Here is a 16,775-nt window from a genome sequence, read left to right on the forward strand (position 1 = left end):
AGCTGATGATGCGGTTAGCGTTTATCTCTGTGGGATTGGCCGCCCTGCTGGGTGGCTGCAGCAGCGGCCCGGCCGCGCCGACCCTGGAAGCGGGCACCATGGTGGTGCGCCCGGCGGCCAGCTGGCCATTCGGGGCGACGCCGCGCTATGCGCTGGCCGAGCAGTTCCAGTATGCCGGCGACAGCGCCGAGGGGTGGCTGGAGCCGGTGCAACAGGCGGTCAATCAGGAGCTGGGGCGCAAGGGGTGGCAGAGCGTGCCCCTCGACGAGGCCGATGTCTGGGTCGCCATCGGGGTGGCCGGCAGCAAGGATCTGAGCGATGGCGAGATCTTCGCCCGCCTCGGCATGACGCCGGGGCTGCAGGCCAAGGCCGATGCCCGCAAGGGTACCCTGGCCATCGTGCTGCTCGACCGGCGCACCCAGCAGGCGGTGTGGAGCAGCGCCATCTCCCTGGCCAGCGACGTGGCCATCGCCGAAGGGGAGCGTCAGCAGCTGAGCCAGCAACTGGCCGCCAAGATGCTCAACGCCCTGCCGCACTGACCCCCAATATGCAAAACGGCCTGCATTGAGCAGGCCGTTGTCATCACACCATGACGATCACTTGCGCTGGCAAGTCAGCAGGGTTACCCCTTTCTGGCTGAGGATGGCCTGCTTCTCCTGATTCCAGAAGGTGGTCACACCGTCGGAATACTTGGCACCGGACTCCGCCTCGACCCGGCCCAGCTTGTGATAGACCCCGGCATAGGGGAACTGCACCATGTCGGCCTGGGCATCATAGGTCACGGCCAGCAACTCCTCACCGCACTGATACTGGCTGTACTGGTACTGGGTCGGTTGCGGCATGCTGCAGGCTGCCAGCCCCAGCAGGGGGAGTAACGCTATCATCTTTTTCATTGCACTTTCCTTATGTCATGGTGTTATTCGATCGGAAGAGCCACTGCTATCAGGCTTCAAGAATTTGATAACTATGGGTAATTTCTACCGCTTTTTCCAACATCAGGGAAACTGAACAATATTTTTCCATCGACAGATCCACCGCGCGGGCTACCTGCTTTTCGGCCAGCCCCTTGCCGGTCACCACGAAGTGGAGGTGGATCTTCTCGAATACCCGCGGCACCGAGTCAGCCCGCTCTCCGGCCAGCTCCACATGGCAGGCGGTCACGGATTGACGCGCCTTCTCCAGGATGGAGACCACGTCGATCGAGCTGCAACCGCCCACCGCCAGCAGGATCATCTCCATCGGGCTGGCACCTTCGCCGGGGTTGGCACCGTCCAGGATCACCTTGTGACCGGACTCACTCTCGCCCACAAACTGCATGCCTTCCACCCAGCTGACCTTGGCTTTCATTTCACATTTCCTCTTGATGACGACAGATCTGACTGACATAGCATACCGCAGACGACGCGACAGCGGCACATATCCGCCATTTTCACGAACTTCCTGACTAACTAGATCAAAATCAACATCTGATGCCCCCATCTTCCCTACAATGGCGAACGGAACGCAGCAGGGGTTGCAAGGGGAGCTGGCAAAAGCCCTCAAAGCCTTGTCAGCACAGACAAAGGCTCTTATCCTACTGCGACTAATACAAGGAATGGCAAGGTTGGCAGCTTGCCCGGACGCACGAGTCCATAAAAAGACACTACAGAGGAATTCTCATGGTCATTGGCAAACCGCAAAGCGATCCCACCCTGGAATGGTTCTTGTCGCACTGCCACATTCATAAGTATCCCGCCAAGAGCACCCTGATCCACGCGGGTGAGAAAGCGGAAACCCTCTACTACATCGTCAAGGGCACTGTGGCCGTCTTGATCAAGGACGATGAAGGCAAGGAGATGATCCTCTCCTATCTGAACCAGGGCGACTTCCTGGGCGAGATGGGGATGTTCGAGGAGAGCGAAAACCCGGAGCGTTCCGCCTGGGTGCGTGCCAAAGGTTCCTGTGAAGTGGCCGAGATCTCCTACAAGAAGTTCCGCCAGCTGATCCAGGTCAACCCGGAAATCCTGATGCGCCTCTCCGGCCAGATGGCGGCCCGCCTGCAGCACACCAGCCAGAAAGTCGGCAACCTCGCCTTCCTGGACGTGACCGGCCGGATCGCCCAGACCCTGCTGAACCTGGCCAAGCAGCCGGATGCCATGACCCACCCGGATGGCATGCAGATCAAGATCACCCGTCAGGAGATCGGCCAGATCGTCGGCTGCTCCCGCGAAACCGTCGGCCGGATCCTCAAGATGCTCGAAGAGCAGGAGCTGATCTCCGCCCACGGCAAGACCATAGTGGTGTTCGGCACTCGCTGATCCCGCTACTGGTGGCCCCGCACTGGGTCGCCGGATAAAAAAGGCTGCCACGGCAGCCTTTTCTGATCGTCTCCCCTATAATCCCGAACGCCCCTGCCGTCATGGCCTTCGCCAAGAGAAATTCTATGCACCTGCAATGCCCTATCTGTCGCAGCCCGCTGCAACTTCATGAAGCCTCCCGCGGGGTCTACTGCGCCAACAAGCATCACTTCGATCCCGCGCCGGAAGGCTATCTGGATCTCATCCCCGGCAAGAAGAACCCCAAGGACAGCGACAGCCGCGCCCTGATGCGCGCCAAACGCCACTTCCTCGAGCAGGGCCACCAGCTACCGCTGGTCGAGGCGATGGCCAGCCTGCTTGCCCCCCTCGAGCCGCGCGAGCTGATCCACCTGGGCTGTGGCGAGGGTTACTACTGCCGGACTCTGGCCGAGCGCCTGCCGGGCTGGCAATTTGCCGGCGTCGACATCGCCAAGAACACCATCTTTGCCGCCAACAAGGCGCAGCCGGACGCTCAGTTCGTCATCGCCGATCCGGCCCGCGCCCCGATCCTGCCGGGCACGGCCCAGCTGCTGCTGGTCAACGATCTCAAAGTCAAGACCGAACAGCTGGTCAGCTGGCTGGCACCGGGCGGCTACCTGCTCTACCTGCAACCCGGCCCCCGCCACCAGTGGCAGCTGAGGGTCAGCCTCAACCCGGTCAGCATGGAGCACCCGCTGAGCTGGCCGAGCCTGGCCGGCCTCAACCCCATGGGTCAGCTGCGCTGCCAGTTCAGCATGCAGATGGACCAGGGGCTGCGCAGCTTCATCCTGGAGACCAGCCGCCTCGGCTGGCGCGCCAGTGGTGAACAGCGCCACGCCTTTACCCATCAGGGGCCGGACGAGCTGGAGCAGGATCTGCTGCTGAGCCTGTGGCAAAAGCCGCTGTAAACGTGCTCACCCCATGAAAAAAGGCCCTGACGGGCCTTTTTTATTGCGCGGAGATGTCGTTACAGCTTGATCCAGGCATCGCTCCAGGCCGTGCCCTTGCCGGGTTCATAGGCCCAGGCCGCGCCGGCACACCAGCCGGTGTAGGGATGGGGCTTGCACTGGTAGTTGCCGCCCAGGTTGCTCACCTTGTCACCGGCCTTGTAGGCGGTGCCCTCCTTGTAGGGCGGGTTGCCATCCGGCGGCGTGGTGCCGCCGCTGCCCTTGATCAGGATCTCGTGGGTGGCGCTGCGGCTCAGCCCCTTGTCGTCGGTCACCTTGAGCACGAAGCCGTAGCGGGTGTCGCTGGTCGGGGTCGGCGGCAGGATGGCGCTCAGGGTGGACTGGCTCAGATCCGAGGCGCTGGCCCCGGCAGGCAGGGTCCAGGCGTAGCTGAGGGGCTTGCCTTCCGGATCGCTCGAGCCCTGGCCGGAGAGCAGCACGGTGGCGCCGCCCAGCGCCTCGCTCGGGCCGCTGATGCTGGCCACCGGCGGCAGGTTGGTGCCACCGCCGTTGTCCTCGATCACCACCTCGGGGAAGAAGTGCTGCACACAGCGGCTGTAGTCACGCTCCTTGAACGCGCTGAAACGGGTCTGGTAGCCCACCAGCTTGCAGGCGTAGCTCTTGCCACCGTTGGGGTTGCCCGGCACATAACTCCAGTCGTTCTCCCAGTAGATGGGCAGGGCGCCGGCGCCGGCCTCGTCAAAGACCTTCATGTTCTTGCAACCGAGCACCTCGTCGGCAGGCACCGGCACCCCCAGATACTGGGCCTGGGCCTGGTAGTAGGTGATCCGGTTCTGGGACTGGGCATGCTCGGCCGCACCACCGCACTCCACCCCGCCGTTGATGATCTGGGTGGTCACCCCGAAGCCCGGCACCAGGCCGTTTTGCCGGTCGTGGGCGTTGGGCTGCCAGGTGCCGTCGATCACGTGCAGCATGGAGGGCTTGGGCGGCTGTGGATAGACGAAGAAGAACACGGCGCTGGCCAGGTTGAGCCAGGTGTCCGCCACTTTCTCCGGGTTGTCCAGCAGGGTACGCACAGTACCGAACATGGCCTCGGAGAAGGGGCCATAGTTGTAGTTGTATGACAGCTGCTTGGCGCCACGACCGAAGTAGCTCTTGAACTCGCCGTTGTCGAACTTGCCGCACGGCCACTGCTGACCCTGCCACACATCCGGCCGGCACTCGGCGTTGTAGCCGCCGCGCATCTGCTCGGTCCAGCCCATCTCCCGTACCCACACCAGCCCCTGGCGCCACTCGGGCTCGGGGCGCCAGCTCTCGTGACCGCCGGTCTCCTGGGCGAAGTGGGCAAACATGGTGGCCAGCGACTTGCGGCAGATGGCCTCGGCGTTGCGCCCGTCGCTGTAGTCACCGCAGAAGGCCGGGAACTTGGCCACCGCCTGCAGGAAGCCGCGATAGGTGTACTCCGGCGCCCGCAGCGGGAACAGGAAGTTGAACTGCGACTCGCTGAGCAGCCCTTCTACCCGTTTGACGTTGGCGGGGTTGAGCGGCAAACCGGGGGCCACCGCCTCGACCACGGTATTGTCGCGGGTGGCGATGGCGGCCTTGACCGCCGTCATGGCCGGGAAGTCGGTGAGCGCATGCTCCTTGGCATCCAGCTCGCTCTGGCTCAGGTAGACGGTGCTGCCGTCAGCGGTACCGCTGCCTCCCTGCGCGGGCGGGGCTATGCCCTCCCCGTCACCCGGTGGCGTCGCCTCGCCTGCCCCCAGCAGGGCCCACGGAGAATCCCACTCGTTGGCGACCTGCACGCCCGGGCTCTGGCCCGGATTGGCATACCACTTGGCCTCGTAGATCTGGCCGTTGAAACTGACCTGGCTGCCGCCGCCATAGCCCTGATTGATGTCATAGGCGCTGGCGGCCCACAGCTGACCGCTCAGACAGAGCCCGGCCAGCAGGGTGGCCACAGAGGACTTTCTTGTCATCATATTTACCTCTTGCTTGATGAAAGGCGGGGCTTGGCCCCCGCCAGTGGCACCTCGCATTGCGCGAGGAGAAAGGAGAAAAACACTCAGCGCGCCGCCAGCGGCATGCCGTTGACCGTGTAGCCGAGCCCGGCCGGGGCCGGGGCAAGCTGGGCCTCTGTCTGTGACTGGTTGTGGCACAGCACGCTGGCGCTGCGCGGTTCGCTTGCGGTCGGCACGTTGACGTGGAACTTGTTCATCACGCTGGCGCTCAGCCGGTGATTGGCCAGCTTGAAGCGCAGCAGGCCGTCGCGGGTCTCCACCTGCAGCTGGCAATCACTGTTGCCGAGCCGCTCGCCGTCATCGCCATAGGCAAAGCCGTAGGCGCCGTGCAGGGCCGGATAGAGGTAGCTCGGCAGTTGCCCCTGCGGGTCGTAGTAACCGACCAGGGTGGTCACCGGCACGCCGAAGGCAGCGGGTTTGCGATCAGCCGCCAGATCCGTCGGCGCTCCCTCGTTCCAGCGGCTGCCGTCGGAGCGGTAGCTCTTCTTGAAGCCGCGCGAGACGGTGATCTGCTGGCCGTTGATGAAGAGGGTGCTGTTGTAGCCGGCGTTGTGGTCGATGCTGACGATGCGACCGCGATTGGCCGCCGAGGCGGCCGGCAGCTGGATGTTGCGGGTCCAGTTGCCATCCCACATGGCCACCTTGACCAGATCGTACTCGGCCAGCAGGGCGGCCAGCTTGACCTCCCCCAGATCGCTCACCGGCGCGGTGATCTGCTCGGCGAGGTCGACCCGGTGGCGGTAGGGCTCCATCCTGGCCTGGCTTTCGTTCCACTTGCTGAAACCGGTGGGGGACGCTGCGTCGAATACCGCCTTGCTCTCGAGGAAGCGCTGGATGATGGCGGCCGAGTTGGGGGTGTAGAGGGTGAAGCGGTTGAAGCCGGAGAGCGGCTCGCCGCCGGCCATGGCGTCGAAGCCGAACTTGCGGCCATCAAACGGGGCCTGGCACTGACCGTCGAGGCAGGCGCTCTGGCCGCTGCGGCTCGCAAAGAAGTTGGGGATGAAGCGGTTCTTGTCGCCATCCCAGCCCCAGGTGGCATTGATCTGATCGGCGCTGCGGTGCACCGAGCCGGCAAAGCCGCCCACGTAGTGGCCGAGACCGTAGTTGTGGCCCACCTCATGGCTGAACTCGTTGCCAAGGGAGGCGTCCAGGGTGACGATGCCGCCCCCGCCGGAGCCGCCGTGCACCTGCACCCCGTTGGCGTATTTGCCGCGACTGTTGTGGGCCGCCAGCTGGGCCACCACGTAGGGGTGGCTGCTTTCCCCCTCCCCGGCGGTGCTGTTGATGCCGTAGTTGGCATTGTCGATGCCAAGGGAGATGAGCTCCTTGCCGATGCGCTGGCGCATGGTGCCGCCGTGCCAGCCCCCCTCGCTCGGATCAAAGTCGGTGAGCAGGGTGCCATCCGGCAGCATCACCTCCGGCAACGACAGCGGCGCATACTGGCTGACGATGAGGCGGCTGGCGGGAATGGTCTGGAAATACTCCCGCTGGGCTTCTTTATCCCTGGCAAAGGCGAACTGGTCGCGCGGGCTGGTCAGCATGCCGATGTCGATGGTGTGAATGAGCAGCTCCCCCGGCGCCCCCACCTTGAGGTCGGTCAGCTCACCGCTCAGATCCCCCTGGCTCAGGCGCAGGGTGAGGCCGGGCATGATCCACTCGGCCGGCAGCACGGCGCTCCAGGCGTCGCTCGCATAGGTGATGCCGTTGTTTTCCAGCTCGCCATCGCGGATCCACTGGCCGCGCACGAACTTGAACTGCTGGCTCTGACCGCGGGAGATTGTTACCTGGCGGCCACTGAAGTAGACGGTGGAGTTGTAGCCGGCATTGGAGGCGAGGCGCACCATCTTGCCCTCGAGGCTCGCCTCGCGCGGCAGGTGGATGTCGCGCACCCAGCGGCCGTCGGCGGTCTGGATGGTGACCAGGGCATGGGGCTGCAACTTGCCGAGCAGGAAGGCGCCACTCGGATCGCTCAGCCTGGCCAGCTCGCTGCTGCTGTTGATGACGGTACTGGTACCGGGGCCCGGGGTAAAGTCGACCCCCTCCTCCGGCGTTCCTTCTAGGTAGTAGGCGGTCTTGGGCAGGCGGGAGGGGGGATCCAGCGTGAGACTGCCGAGCAGCTTGCCGGCGCCGTCGCGGGCCTCGAGCGCCAGCGGCGCCTGGTTGCCGGCCTGCAGCGGGCGCACCAGCAGCAGGCTCTTGCGCAGGGCGGTGAGGCGGGGCTGGTTGTCCCCCTCCCGCGGGTGGGCGGGCAGGATCTGGCTCTGGGCAAACTGGACGCCGGCCAGCAGCGATCCCTGCAGATCGTTCTGCGGCCGGGTGGCGTCAAAGACCAGCGGGGTGGGTGGCTGAACGGCGGCCAGCAGCGGGCCGCTTGCCAGGGCTGCGCCGATCAGGCAGGCAAGACGTGTGGTGCATGTGGTCATGGTGGTGCTCTTTGTTGTTATGGGGGAAAAAAGGGGGCATGCCTGGCATGCCCCGATGGGTTTAACGGTGAGGTTATTTGCAGCTGGCGGCGCCGATGTCCTGCCAGACGTCGTGCTTGCCGGGCTCGTTGCCGCGGGTCCAGTACTGGGCCTTCCACTGGCGACCGTTGTGGGTGGTCACGTCACCGGCGTTGTAGGCGACGCTGGCATCCCAGCCCAGCTGCACCTGGCTTATCAGCTTCCACTGATCGGCGGTGCGGCTCGGTTCATTGCCCTGGGTCCAGTACTTGGCCTGCCACACCAGCTGGTTGTGGCTCACCTTCTCGCCACCGTTGTAGGTGGTCGAGGCCTTCCAGGCCGGCCAGTTGGCGGCATCCGGATCGGTGGCGTTGCAGTCGCCGCCACCGCTGACCGGGGTCACGGTGAGGCGGGTCTTGCCCTGGGCATCCAGGGCGCCGTCGGTCACGGTGACGGTGAGGTCATAACCGGTCTCCACGGTGACGCTGGGGCCCGTCACCACCAGGGTCTTGCTGTTCTGACCGCTGGCGGTGAGCCCGGCCGGCACGCTCCACTGATAGCTCAGGGTATCGCCGTTGGGGTCGGTGGCGCTGGCAGTGATGCTCACCTGCTTGCCGGCCTGCACCGAGACCTTGTCCTGCACCGTGACGACCGGCGGCAGGTTGGGTTGCGGCGCCTTGTTGGTCACCACCACCTGATCCTTGGCACTGAGGTTGTGGTCATCGGTCACGGTCAGCTCGAACACCAGATTGACGTCCTGGCTCACCGCATCGACGCTCACCTTGGCCTTGGCCTGGGTGGCATCGCTCAGGGTCGCCTTGGGACCGGAGATCTGGGCCCAGCTGTAGCTCAGCACCGCCCCTTCCGGATCGCGGGAGGAGGAACCGTCCAGCACCAGCTGGGCCGGCCCGGTCACCGCGAGATCGGTGCCGGCGTTGGCCACCGGCGGCTTGTTGACCGGCGGTGTGCTATCGCCGTGGCCCAGCCCCTCGTGCATGGCGTTGAGAATGTCGCCGTTGTCGGCGTCGATTTCCCAGGCGAACATGCCGCCGAGCTGGTTGGCCAGCACGTACTGCCCCTTGGCCTTGACCGAGCGCTCGTCATCGAAGGTGATGAGCTCGCCGGTGGCAGCCTTGAACACGGACGGTGCCTCAGCCACTTCGTCATAGCTGTACTGCCAGTCGCCGGCCATCTTGCCCTTGGCGATGCCGCGGTAGTCGATGACCCCCTTCTCCCAGATCCCTTCCGCTTCGGTCCCCGCAATCGGGCCGGTGGCGGTGCCGGTGAAGGGGTTGTTGCCCTGATACCCGCTGACGCCGGTCCAGCCGCGACCATACATGGCGGCACCCACCACCACCTTGCCCGGCTCGACGCCCTGACCCAGCAGCGCCTTGACCCCCTTGTCGGTGGTGTACTTGGTGTTGGGATCCCAGCTCGACTCGTAGAGCGCGGTCTGGTGACCCAGCCCGGTGTTGGTCCAGGCGCCGTTGAAGTCGTAGCTCATCAGGAAGATGTGATTCATGTATTGCTGGGCGGCGCGATAGTCCACCTTGGCAATCTTGTCACCGCCGGCGCTGATGGCGGAGGTGAGCTCATAGGTGCGGCCCGTCTCTGCACTCAGCTCGTCGAGCATGGCGCGCAGCTCCTTCATCAGCAGCACGTAGGTTTCGCCGTCGGAGGGGCTACCGAGGTTGGGATTGGCCCCGAGGCCCCCCGGGAATTCCCAGTCGATGTCCACCCCGTCGAAGAATTTCCAGGTCTGCAGATACTCCTTCACCGAGGCGACGAAGGTGTCGCGCTTGGTCTTGTCACCGAAGAAGAAGAAGGGATCGGAGAGGGTCCAGCCACCGATGGAGGGGAGGATCTTCAGGTCCGGATAGGCCTTCTTGAGCGCCATCAGGTTGCCGAAGTTGCCCTTGTAGGGTTCGTCATAGGCGGTGAGATTGCCCTGCCCCATCTGGATGGCAGCCCAGGGATCGTGGATGGAGACCTTGAAGTCCTCGCGGCCGGCACAGGAGCGCTGCAGCGCCTCGAAGCTGCCGGAGATCTCTTTCAGGCTGTCGTTGATGCCGTTGCCACCGCAGATCGGGGTGAAGCCGTAGAGGATGTGGGTCAGGTTCTGGGCCGGGATCTTGTCCACGGTGAACTTGCGACCATAGACCCCCCACTCCACGTAGTAGGCCCCCATCACCTTGCCGGTCTTGTTGACGTAGGGCTTGTTGTTCTCCTTGAGCGGCGCCTTGAGCGGCAGCAGATGGCTGCCGTCGGTGTCGGCCACCAGGATCTCTTTCTTGTCGGAGAGGGTGCAGCCGTCGGCGTTGCACAGCGCCACCTGCATCTGGTAGCGGCCCCCCTTGGTGACCTTGAAGTTGGCGGTACCGGAGGCGGACGCGGCGCCGGACCACACCTCCTTGCCGTCGAGCAGAACCTTGGCGGTCTGGCCGACATCACCGGACCAGAGGTTCCAGCTCACGCTGACCGGCGCGCCATCGGCGTGCACCTTGACCAGCTTGTTGTAGGAGGTGGCGGCTTGATCCACTTCGACGATGGCGAACTTGGTTTCGCCCCAGCCGATGGTGGGTTTGCCGGGGGCGGCAGCGAAGGCGGAGGAGGCGCACAGACCCCCGACCAACAACGCCAGTACGGAGGGTTTTGGACTTAACATAGTTGAATATCCTTATTTCGTTCTTGGAATAGATAACGAAAAAGGCAACGCAACCTGACAGGTAACGCAGACAACATCGCACCATGGCTTGGCCCATGGACGAAACAACCTGTGGTGGCCCCGCTATCTTAGGTACTGCTGACCCTTAGACCGGAAGCTTTGCGTCCCGGACTTTCATCCGGTTTGCCTTTTGCACAACTTGATTTGCGACAAAAATAATCGCGACCTGACTATAAGGGAGTCAAAGGAGAGAGGGCAAACCCCCGAGCGGTTATTAATAAACCACTTTTTATCGAAAACGAGCCTCAAACGAGAAGAAAAGGCACTTTTTTGTGTCAGAAAGTGCCGATCTTGCTGGCTGGGGGCCGTCGATTAAAATTCGGACGAATTCCCGGTTTCGTGATCATCATCAAGTTTGGCCGGCCGCAAGATGCTGTTCATCAGCGCCCGCAGCTTGAGCGGTTTGACCGGTTTGCTGATGTAGCCGTAGCCGTGTTCGCGGATCTGCGCTTGCAGCTCGCTCTTGCGATCCGCACTGATGATGATGCCGCCAATGTCGTTGCCGTGGGCCAGGCGCAGCATGTGCAGCGCCTGCAGCCCGGTCTTGCCGTCGTCCAGATGGTAATCGGAGAGCACCAGCTGCGGCAGGAAGCCGCCGGCGATGAGATCCTCCGCCTGGGCCAGGCTCTGGGCGCACACCACCTCGCAGCCCCAGCGTCCCAGCAGGGAGTGCATGGCGATCAGGATGTCGCTCTCGTTGTCGATGCAGAGCACCCGGATCCCCTCCAGCTGGCTGTCGCGCTGGGTGGGGGCCGCCACCTGCGTCGTTGCGACAGGACGGGTCGCCAGGTTGAGGGTGATGGCAAACACCGAGCCCGCCCCCGGCCAGCTGCGCAGGGTCAGGTTGTGGCCGAGCACCAGGGCGATGCCGCGAGCGATGGCAAGGCCGAGCCCCAGCCCCTGCTCCCGCGCGGTGCGGGAGTGATCGAGGCGGGAGAACTCGTCGAAGATCGCCTCCTGCTTGTCGGCCGGAATGCCGGGGCCGTTGTCCCACACCTCGATGCGCACCTTGTCGCCGAGCCGGCGGCAGCCGAGCAGCACCCGCCCGCCCGGGTTGTAGCGAAAGGCGTTGGTGAGGAAGTTTTGCAGCACCCGCCGCAGCAGGCGCACGTCGCTGTAAACCGCCACACCGCTCTCCACCACCGAGAACTGGATCCCCCCCGCCTGCGCCAGCACCCCGAACTCCGCCTTGAGGTTGTCGAACACGTCGCGCAGGGCAAAATCCAGTTTCTTGGCCTTGAACTTGCCCGCTTCGAGGCGCGAGATGTCGAGCAGATCGGTGATGAGATCCTCGGTCGCCCCCAGCGCGTCGTCGATGTGGCGGGCGATGCGGGCCGGCTCGTCCGCCGGCGGCAGCATCTCCAGCAGGGAGGAGGTAAACAGCTTGGCCGCGTTGAGCGGCTGGGTCAGGTCGTGGCTCACCGCCGCCAGGAAGCGGCTCTTGGAGTGGTTGGCCCGCTCCACCTGCTGGTTCACCAGCAGCAGCTGGCGGTTGAGCTCGGAGAGCTCGTGGGTGCGCTCGGCCACCCGCGCCTCCAGGTGTTCGTTGGCCTCGCGCAGCACCCGCTCGGCGTCGCGAAACGGGGTGATGTCGGTAAAGGTCATCACGAAACCGCCCGCCGGCATGGGGTTGCCCTGCATCTCGATCACCCGGCCATCGGGGCGCTCACGCGCCGAGATATGCTGGCTGCCGCGCTGCATGAAGGCGACCCGCCGCGCCACATGGGCCTCGACATCGCCGGGGCCGCACAGCCCCTGCTCGGCGTTGTAGCGGATGATCTCCTCGATGGGGCGCCCCACCTGGATGAGGCCGGGTGGATAGTGGAACAGCTCGATGTAGCGCCGGTTCCATGCCACCAGCTTGAGCTCCCTGTCCACCACCGAGATCCCCTGTCCCATGTGTTCGATGGCCCCCTGCAGCAGGCCGCGGTTGAAGCGAAACACGTCGGAGGCCTCATCCACTATGGTGGCGATCTCTTCGAGCTGCATGTTGCGCCCCTGCAGGGCCGAGGCCAGCACCAGGCGGGCGGACGAAGTGCCGAACACCCCGGCCAGCAGCCGCTCGGTGTGGGCAATCAGCTCGGCGGAGGCCTGCATCTGGGGCGCCAGGGTGCCGCCCCGCTCGCCGGCAAAGCGGCCGAAGGCCCGCTTGACCCGACTCGAGCCGACGAAGCGGGCCGCCAGCATCTCCAGCTCCTTGACCGAGACCCGCGCCTGATAGAGCGCCGTGGTGTCGCGGCTCGGCTTGCCGACGAAGTTGGCCGCCTGCAGCCGCTCGCTCACCGCCGCCTGCGACAGCAGGGAGCCCGCCACATAGCCGATGAGATTGAGCAACAGGCTCAGGAAGATGCACCAGGCCCCCAGGCTGAGATCGCGAAACGCGGGCCAGTCGGGCGGCGCCAGCAGGGCCGCCAGCGGCGAGCCGGCCAGCAGGCCGCTCTCCGCCAGCAGGGTGGCGAACCAGAGGCTGACCCCGAGGGCGAGACCGAGGTAGACCCCCTTGCGGTTGCCGTGCCGCCAATAGAGGCCGAGCAGCAGCGCCGGCGCAAACTGGGCCACCGCGCCGAACGACAGGTAGCCGATGCGCGACAAGCTGGTGAGATCCCCGAGCCAGAGGTAGAGCCCCCAGGCCGCCAGCAGGATCAGCAGGATGGCGCCGCGGCGCACCTGCAGCAGCAGGCGCACCAGCCGCTCGTCCCGCCCCTGCTGCCAGAAGCGGCGCAGCAGCACCGGCAGCACCAGATCGTTGCTGACCATGATGGCCAGCGCGATGGTGCAGACGATCACCATGCCGGTGGCCGCCGAGGTGCCGCCAAGAAACGCCAGCAGTGCCATGCCGTCAAAACCGAGCGACATGGGCAGGCTGATCACATAGGTATCCGAGGCCATGCCGGCCCCCACCCACTGCTTGCCCGCCAGCGCCAGCGGCCAGATGAAGAGCCCCATCACGAACAGGTAGAGCGGAAACAGCCAGCGCGCCCAGTGCAGATCCTGGCCCTGGTTGTTCTCCACCACGGTCACGTGAAACTGGCGCGGCAGGCAGATGACGGCGCACATGGCGACCAGGGTGTAGATGGCGAGCTCCAGCAGGCTGCCCGGCGTCACCGCCACTACCGCATCGAGAAAGTCGCTGGCCACCAGGGTGCGAGCCTGGCTCGGCTTGCTGAGGATCAGCCAGAGCGCAAAGCCCCCCACCGCCATGAAGGCGAGCAGCTTGACCACGGATTCGAAGGCGATGGCCACCACCATGCCGCGGTGGTGCTCGGTGGCGTCCAGATGGCGGGTGCCGAACAGGATGCTGAACAGCGCCAGCAGCAAGGCCACGCCGAGGGCCAGTCCGGCGGTATTGCCGGTGGGGCCGGCAGGCACAGAGTTGGCCATCAGCAGATCCAGCCCGGTGACGATGGCTTTCAGCTGCAACACCAGGTACGGCAGTATGCCCATGATGGCGATCAGCGCGATCACCATGGCCAGGCGCTGGGACTTGCCGTAACGGGCGGCGATGAAGTCGGCGATGGAGGTGATGTGCTCGCGCTTGGCCACCAGGATGAGGCGGGCCAGCAAGCGCCAGCCGAACAGGAACACCAGCATGGGCCCCAGATAGATGGGCACAGGTGACCAGGGCGACTCGCTGGCCTGGCCCACCGTGCCAAAGAAGGTCCAGGAGGTGCAGTAGACCGCCAGCGACAGGCTGTAGAGCAGGGGCTGCCCCTTTAAACGGCGACGTTTGTTCTTGTCTGCCACGTAGGCGATCAGAAACAGCAGCCCCAGATAGGAGAGCGACAATCCGATCAGCAACCATCCCTGGTGCATCTGTAACCTCTTGTCCGTGTTGAAGATTCAAGCGCAGCAGCAGCCAGTCTAGAGAGCCGCCCGAAAAATGTCATCTTCTTATTGCAGCAAGAATTTATCGTTTTTCAATAAAAAACGGTTGAATAAATATCGAAAAACGATAAACATCTGGCTGTGTTTATTGATAAACAATAATTCGGTGCTGCGCGTGGCCCACCCTTTCACTCCAAGAGGTAAGCGATGAAACACAACAAGCTCGAACGCATGAGCAATCTGATCGAATGGATCCTGCTGTTCGCCCTGCTGGCCACCCCGCTCATGACGATCATGGGAGTCTGGTCCCAACTGCTCGGCGGCAGCGACTACCTGCAGCAGGAGCTGATCGACGCACTGGCGGTGCAAGACAGTTCGGTGCTCAACCATGTTCCCCTGACCATGGCACAGCCGGCGCTGGCCAGCACGGCTCCTTCGATTGCCGACTACCCCCTCAGCCTGGGCACCCGCCTGCTGGGCACCCTGGTGATGCTGCTGCCGGATCTGGTGTTCATGCTGATGCTGTGGCAACTGCTCCAGCTGTTTCGCGGCTATCGGCAGGCCATGCTGTTCACCTTCAGCCAGATCCGCCGCTACCAGTTGATCGGCCTGCTGCTCTGTGTCAGTTTCGTCACCAAAATCACCACCACCCCGCTGCTGGACCTAGTGCTCACCCTGCCGGGCCCCGAGCTGCACGGCCAGATAAAAATAGGTTCATCGGACTTCCAGCTGCTGCTGGCCGGGCTTATCGTGTCGGCGCTGGCGCTGGTGATGCGCGAGGCCAAGCGGCTGGCCGATGAACAACAACTGACGGTGTGAGGAACCCATGCCCATCATCATCCGACTCGATGCCCTGCTGGCCGAACGCAAAATGACTGCTCGCGAGCTGGCCCTGCGGGTCAACATCACCGAGGCCAACCTCTCCATCCTGAAAAACGGCCATGCCAAGGCGGTGCGCTTCTCCACCCTGGAGGCTATTTGCCGCGAACTGGGCTGCCAGCCCGGAGATCTGCTGGCCTTTGAGCAAGAGTCCTGAGCCAGCCATCACCATGCAACAAGGGGAGCCGAGGCTCCCCTTTTTCGTTGCTGATCAATGTGGCAGCTGACCGGATAGGGCCACTCAGGCGGCCTTCAGCTCGCCCTCCCGCAGGCGCAGCACGAACACCGGCAGCACCACCAGCACCATCAGGAAGAAGATGCCGCCCCCCAGCGGTTCGAACAGCAGGCCGCACAGGGTCATCAGGGCGGCCACCGTCATGCCGAGCCCCAGCGCCGCATAGAGCGCCTGGGTCGGGATCAGCTGCTCGGCTGGCAGCTGGCGGGTCATGAAGCGCACGGCGCCGAGGTGGCTGACGCAGAAGGTGACCGCATGCAGCAGCTGCCCCGCCACCAGCACCAGCAGCTCGGTGGAGGCACCGAGCAGGATCCAGCGCACCACGCAGCCCAGCGCCCCCACCAGAAACAGGGTCTGGGCGCCGAAGCGGTTGAGGAAGCGCTTGTCGGCGGCAAACATGCCGATCTCCGCCACCACCCCCAGCGCCCACAGATAACCGATGGTGGTGCCGCTGTAACCCGCCGCCTTCCAGTGCATGGCACTGAAGCCGTAGTAGGCGGCGTGGCTGCCCTGCAGCAGGGCCGAAATCAGCAGGAAGCGGCGTACCTGAGGAGACTTGAGAGTATCGAGCAGGGAGGCCTTGGCCCGCTCGCCCTGGATGTCCTGCGGCGCCGGGTGCAGCGGCAGCCAGCTCAGCAGCAGCATCAGCAGCAGCCCGGCCACCATGGTGTGCAGTATCCAGTCGCTGCCAAAATTCCCCACCAGCGCCCCCACCAGGGTCGAAGCGACGATGAAGGCGAACGAGCCGCACAGGCGCACCTTGCCATAGTCGAGGTGCGCCTGCACCACCATGCGGGTGGCCAGCGCCTCCCCCACCGGCATCAGGGTCGGGTAGATGAAGTTCGCCACCAGGGTCAGCCCCACCAGCCACCAGAGGTTGTGGCTGAGGTAAAAACCGAGGAAGGCCAGCAGGCTGAGCAGGCTGAGCAGGCGGGTGACCGGCAGCAGATGCCCCGCCCCCTTGATCTGCCCCATCACCATCAGATTGCCGGCAAAGCGGATCGCCATGCCCGCGCCGAGCAGCAGGCCGATCATCTCGGCGCTCACCCCGATCCCCTCCAGCCAGAGCGACCAGAACGGCAGATAGGCACCGTAGACGAAGTAGAAAGCGCCAAAAAACAGGGCTAACCAGGAGAAGGCGGGCATAGATCCTCGACACAGAGAAACGGGGGCACAAATGATAACCGATTTGTCGGTAGGGATCCTGCGATCCCGGGTGGGACGCCGCACAGACAATAATGAAAAACATCAATAAAATTGAACTATTGGCGCAAATCAGGTGTCTATTGAGTAACACCTCCTCCTGGTTAGTGTTGCAATCCTTCCACCCGCCTTCGGCGGGTTTCTTTTTGGCCGCCTTTTTGTCCGCCATCGGGGGCCCGGTTCCAGCCATGAAAAAGGGGCCCGCAGGCCCCTTGTCGTGGTG

The 16,775-nt window shown here is 64.3% G+C and carries 12 protein-coding genes and 1 riboswitch; of the genes, 5 read left to right on the top strand and 7 right to left on the bottom strand.

All coding sequences use genetic code 11. The features are described 5' to 3' along the window. Window positions 1-8 precede the first annotated feature (8 nt). Window positions 9-539 (top strand): DUF4136 domain-containing protein, encoded by a 531-nt coding sequence (locus OKB87_RS16760; RefSeq protein WP_011704919.1) that lies wholly within the window; start codon window positions 9-11, stop codon window positions 537-539. A 57-nt stretch (window positions 540-596) separates the two neighbouring features. On the opposite strand, the gene OKB87_RS16765 is transcribed toward OKB87_RS16760, so the two are convergent. Next, window positions 597-893, bottom strand: coding sequence for an MliC family protein (locus tag OKB87_RS16765; RefSeq protein WP_011704918.1), 297 nt, complete (start codon window positions 891-893; stop codon window positions 597-599). A 49-nt stretch (window positions 894-942) separates the two neighbouring features. Further along, entirely contained in the window at window positions 943-1,347 is a 405-nt protein-coding gene (locus OKB87_RS16770) for an OsmC family protein (RefSeq protein ID WP_016349708.1), read from the bottom strand. 311 nt (window positions 1,348-1,658) lie between these two features. On the opposite strand from OKB87_RS16770, the gene crp reads away from it, so the two are divergent. Then, the gene (gene crp / locus OKB87_RS16775) at window positions 1,659-2,297 is read left to right on the top strand and encodes a cAMP-activated global transcriptional regulator CRP (protein WP_011704916.1); all 639 of its coding nucleotides are present in this window, start codon (window positions 1,659-1,661) and stop codon (window positions 2,295-2,297) included. A gap of 125 nt (window positions 2,298-2,422) precedes the next feature. After that, the gene (locus tag OKB87_RS16780; RefSeq protein WP_226033030.1) at window positions 2,423-3,223 is read left to right on the top strand and encodes a putative RNA methyltransferase; all 801 of its coding nucleotides are present in this window, start codon (window positions 2,423-2,425) and stop codon (window positions 3,221-3,223) included. Window positions 3,224-3,282: 59 nt separating this feature from the next. Here OKB87_RS16780 and OKB87_RS16785 read toward each other — a convergent pair whose 3' ends face one another. From OKB87_RS16785 to OKB87_RS16800, 4 genes are all read right to left on the bottom strand, one after another. After that, window positions 3,283-5,205 (bottom strand): glycoside hydrolase family 19 protein, encoded by a 1,923-nt coding sequence (locus OKB87_RS16785; protein WP_333563329.1) that lies wholly within the window; start codon window positions 5,203-5,205, stop codon window positions 3,283-3,285. Between the two features lie 83 nt (window positions 5,206-5,288). Then, window positions 5,289-7,667, bottom strand: coding sequence for a M66 family metalloprotease (locus OKB87_RS16790; RefSeq protein ID WP_270828050.1), 2,379 nt, complete (start codon window positions 7,665-7,667; stop codon window positions 5,289-5,291). 73 nt (window positions 7,668-7,740) lie between these two features. After that, the gene (locus OKB87_RS16795; protein ID WP_103828233.1) at window positions 7,741-10,350 is read right to left on the bottom strand and encodes a glycosyl hydrolase family 18 protein; all 2,610 of its coding nucleotides are present in this window, start codon (window positions 10,348-10,350) and stop codon (window positions 7,741-7,743) included. Window positions 10,351-10,460: 110 nt separating this feature from the next. Then, window positions 10,461-10,548: riboswitch (cyclic di-GMP riboswitch) on the bottom strand. 174 nt (window positions 10,549-10,722) lie between these two features. Then, window positions 10,723-14,223 carry a hybrid sensor histidine kinase/response regulator gene (locus OKB87_RS16800; RefSeq protein ID WP_041218468.1) on the bottom strand — a complete coding sequence of 1,167 codons (3,501 nt, stop codon included), beginning with the start codon at window positions 14,221-14,223 and terminating at the stop codon, window positions 10,723-10,725. 219 nt (window positions 14,224-14,442) lie between these two features. Between OKB87_RS16800 and OKB87_RS16805 the strand changes: the two genes are divergently transcribed. Together OKB87_RS16805 and OKB87_RS16810 are read left to right on the top strand one after the other, a co-directional pair. Then, complete coding sequence (locus OKB87_RS16805) at window positions 14,443-15,054, top strand: DUF2975 domain-containing protein (RefSeq protein WP_253626603.1); 612 nt, start codon at window positions 14,443-14,445, stop codon at window positions 15,052-15,054. Window positions 15,055-15,061: 7 nt separating this feature from the next. After that, window positions 15,062-15,271, top strand: a complete 210-nt coding sequence (locus tag OKB87_RS16810; protein WP_011704909.1) for a helix-turn-helix domain-containing protein — start codon at window positions 15,062-15,064, stop codon at window positions 15,269-15,271. 84 nt (window positions 15,272-15,355) lie between these two features. Here the strand turns inward: OKB87_RS16810 and OKB87_RS16815 are convergent, their stop codons facing one another. Further along, on the bottom strand, window positions 15,356-16,495 hold the full coding sequence (locus OKB87_RS16815) for a 3-phenylpropionate MFS transporter (protein ID WP_085734561.1): 1,140 nt from the start codon (window positions 16,493-16,495) through the stop codon (window positions 15,356-15,358). Window positions 16,496-16,775: the final 280 nt, after the last annotated feature.

Origin of the sequence: Aeromonas sp. Y318-1, from assembly GCF_027706125.1 — a bacterium.
Lineage (GTDB): Bacteria > Pseudomonadota > Gammaproteobacteria > Enterobacterales > Aeromonadaceae > Aeromonas > Aeromonas hydrophila.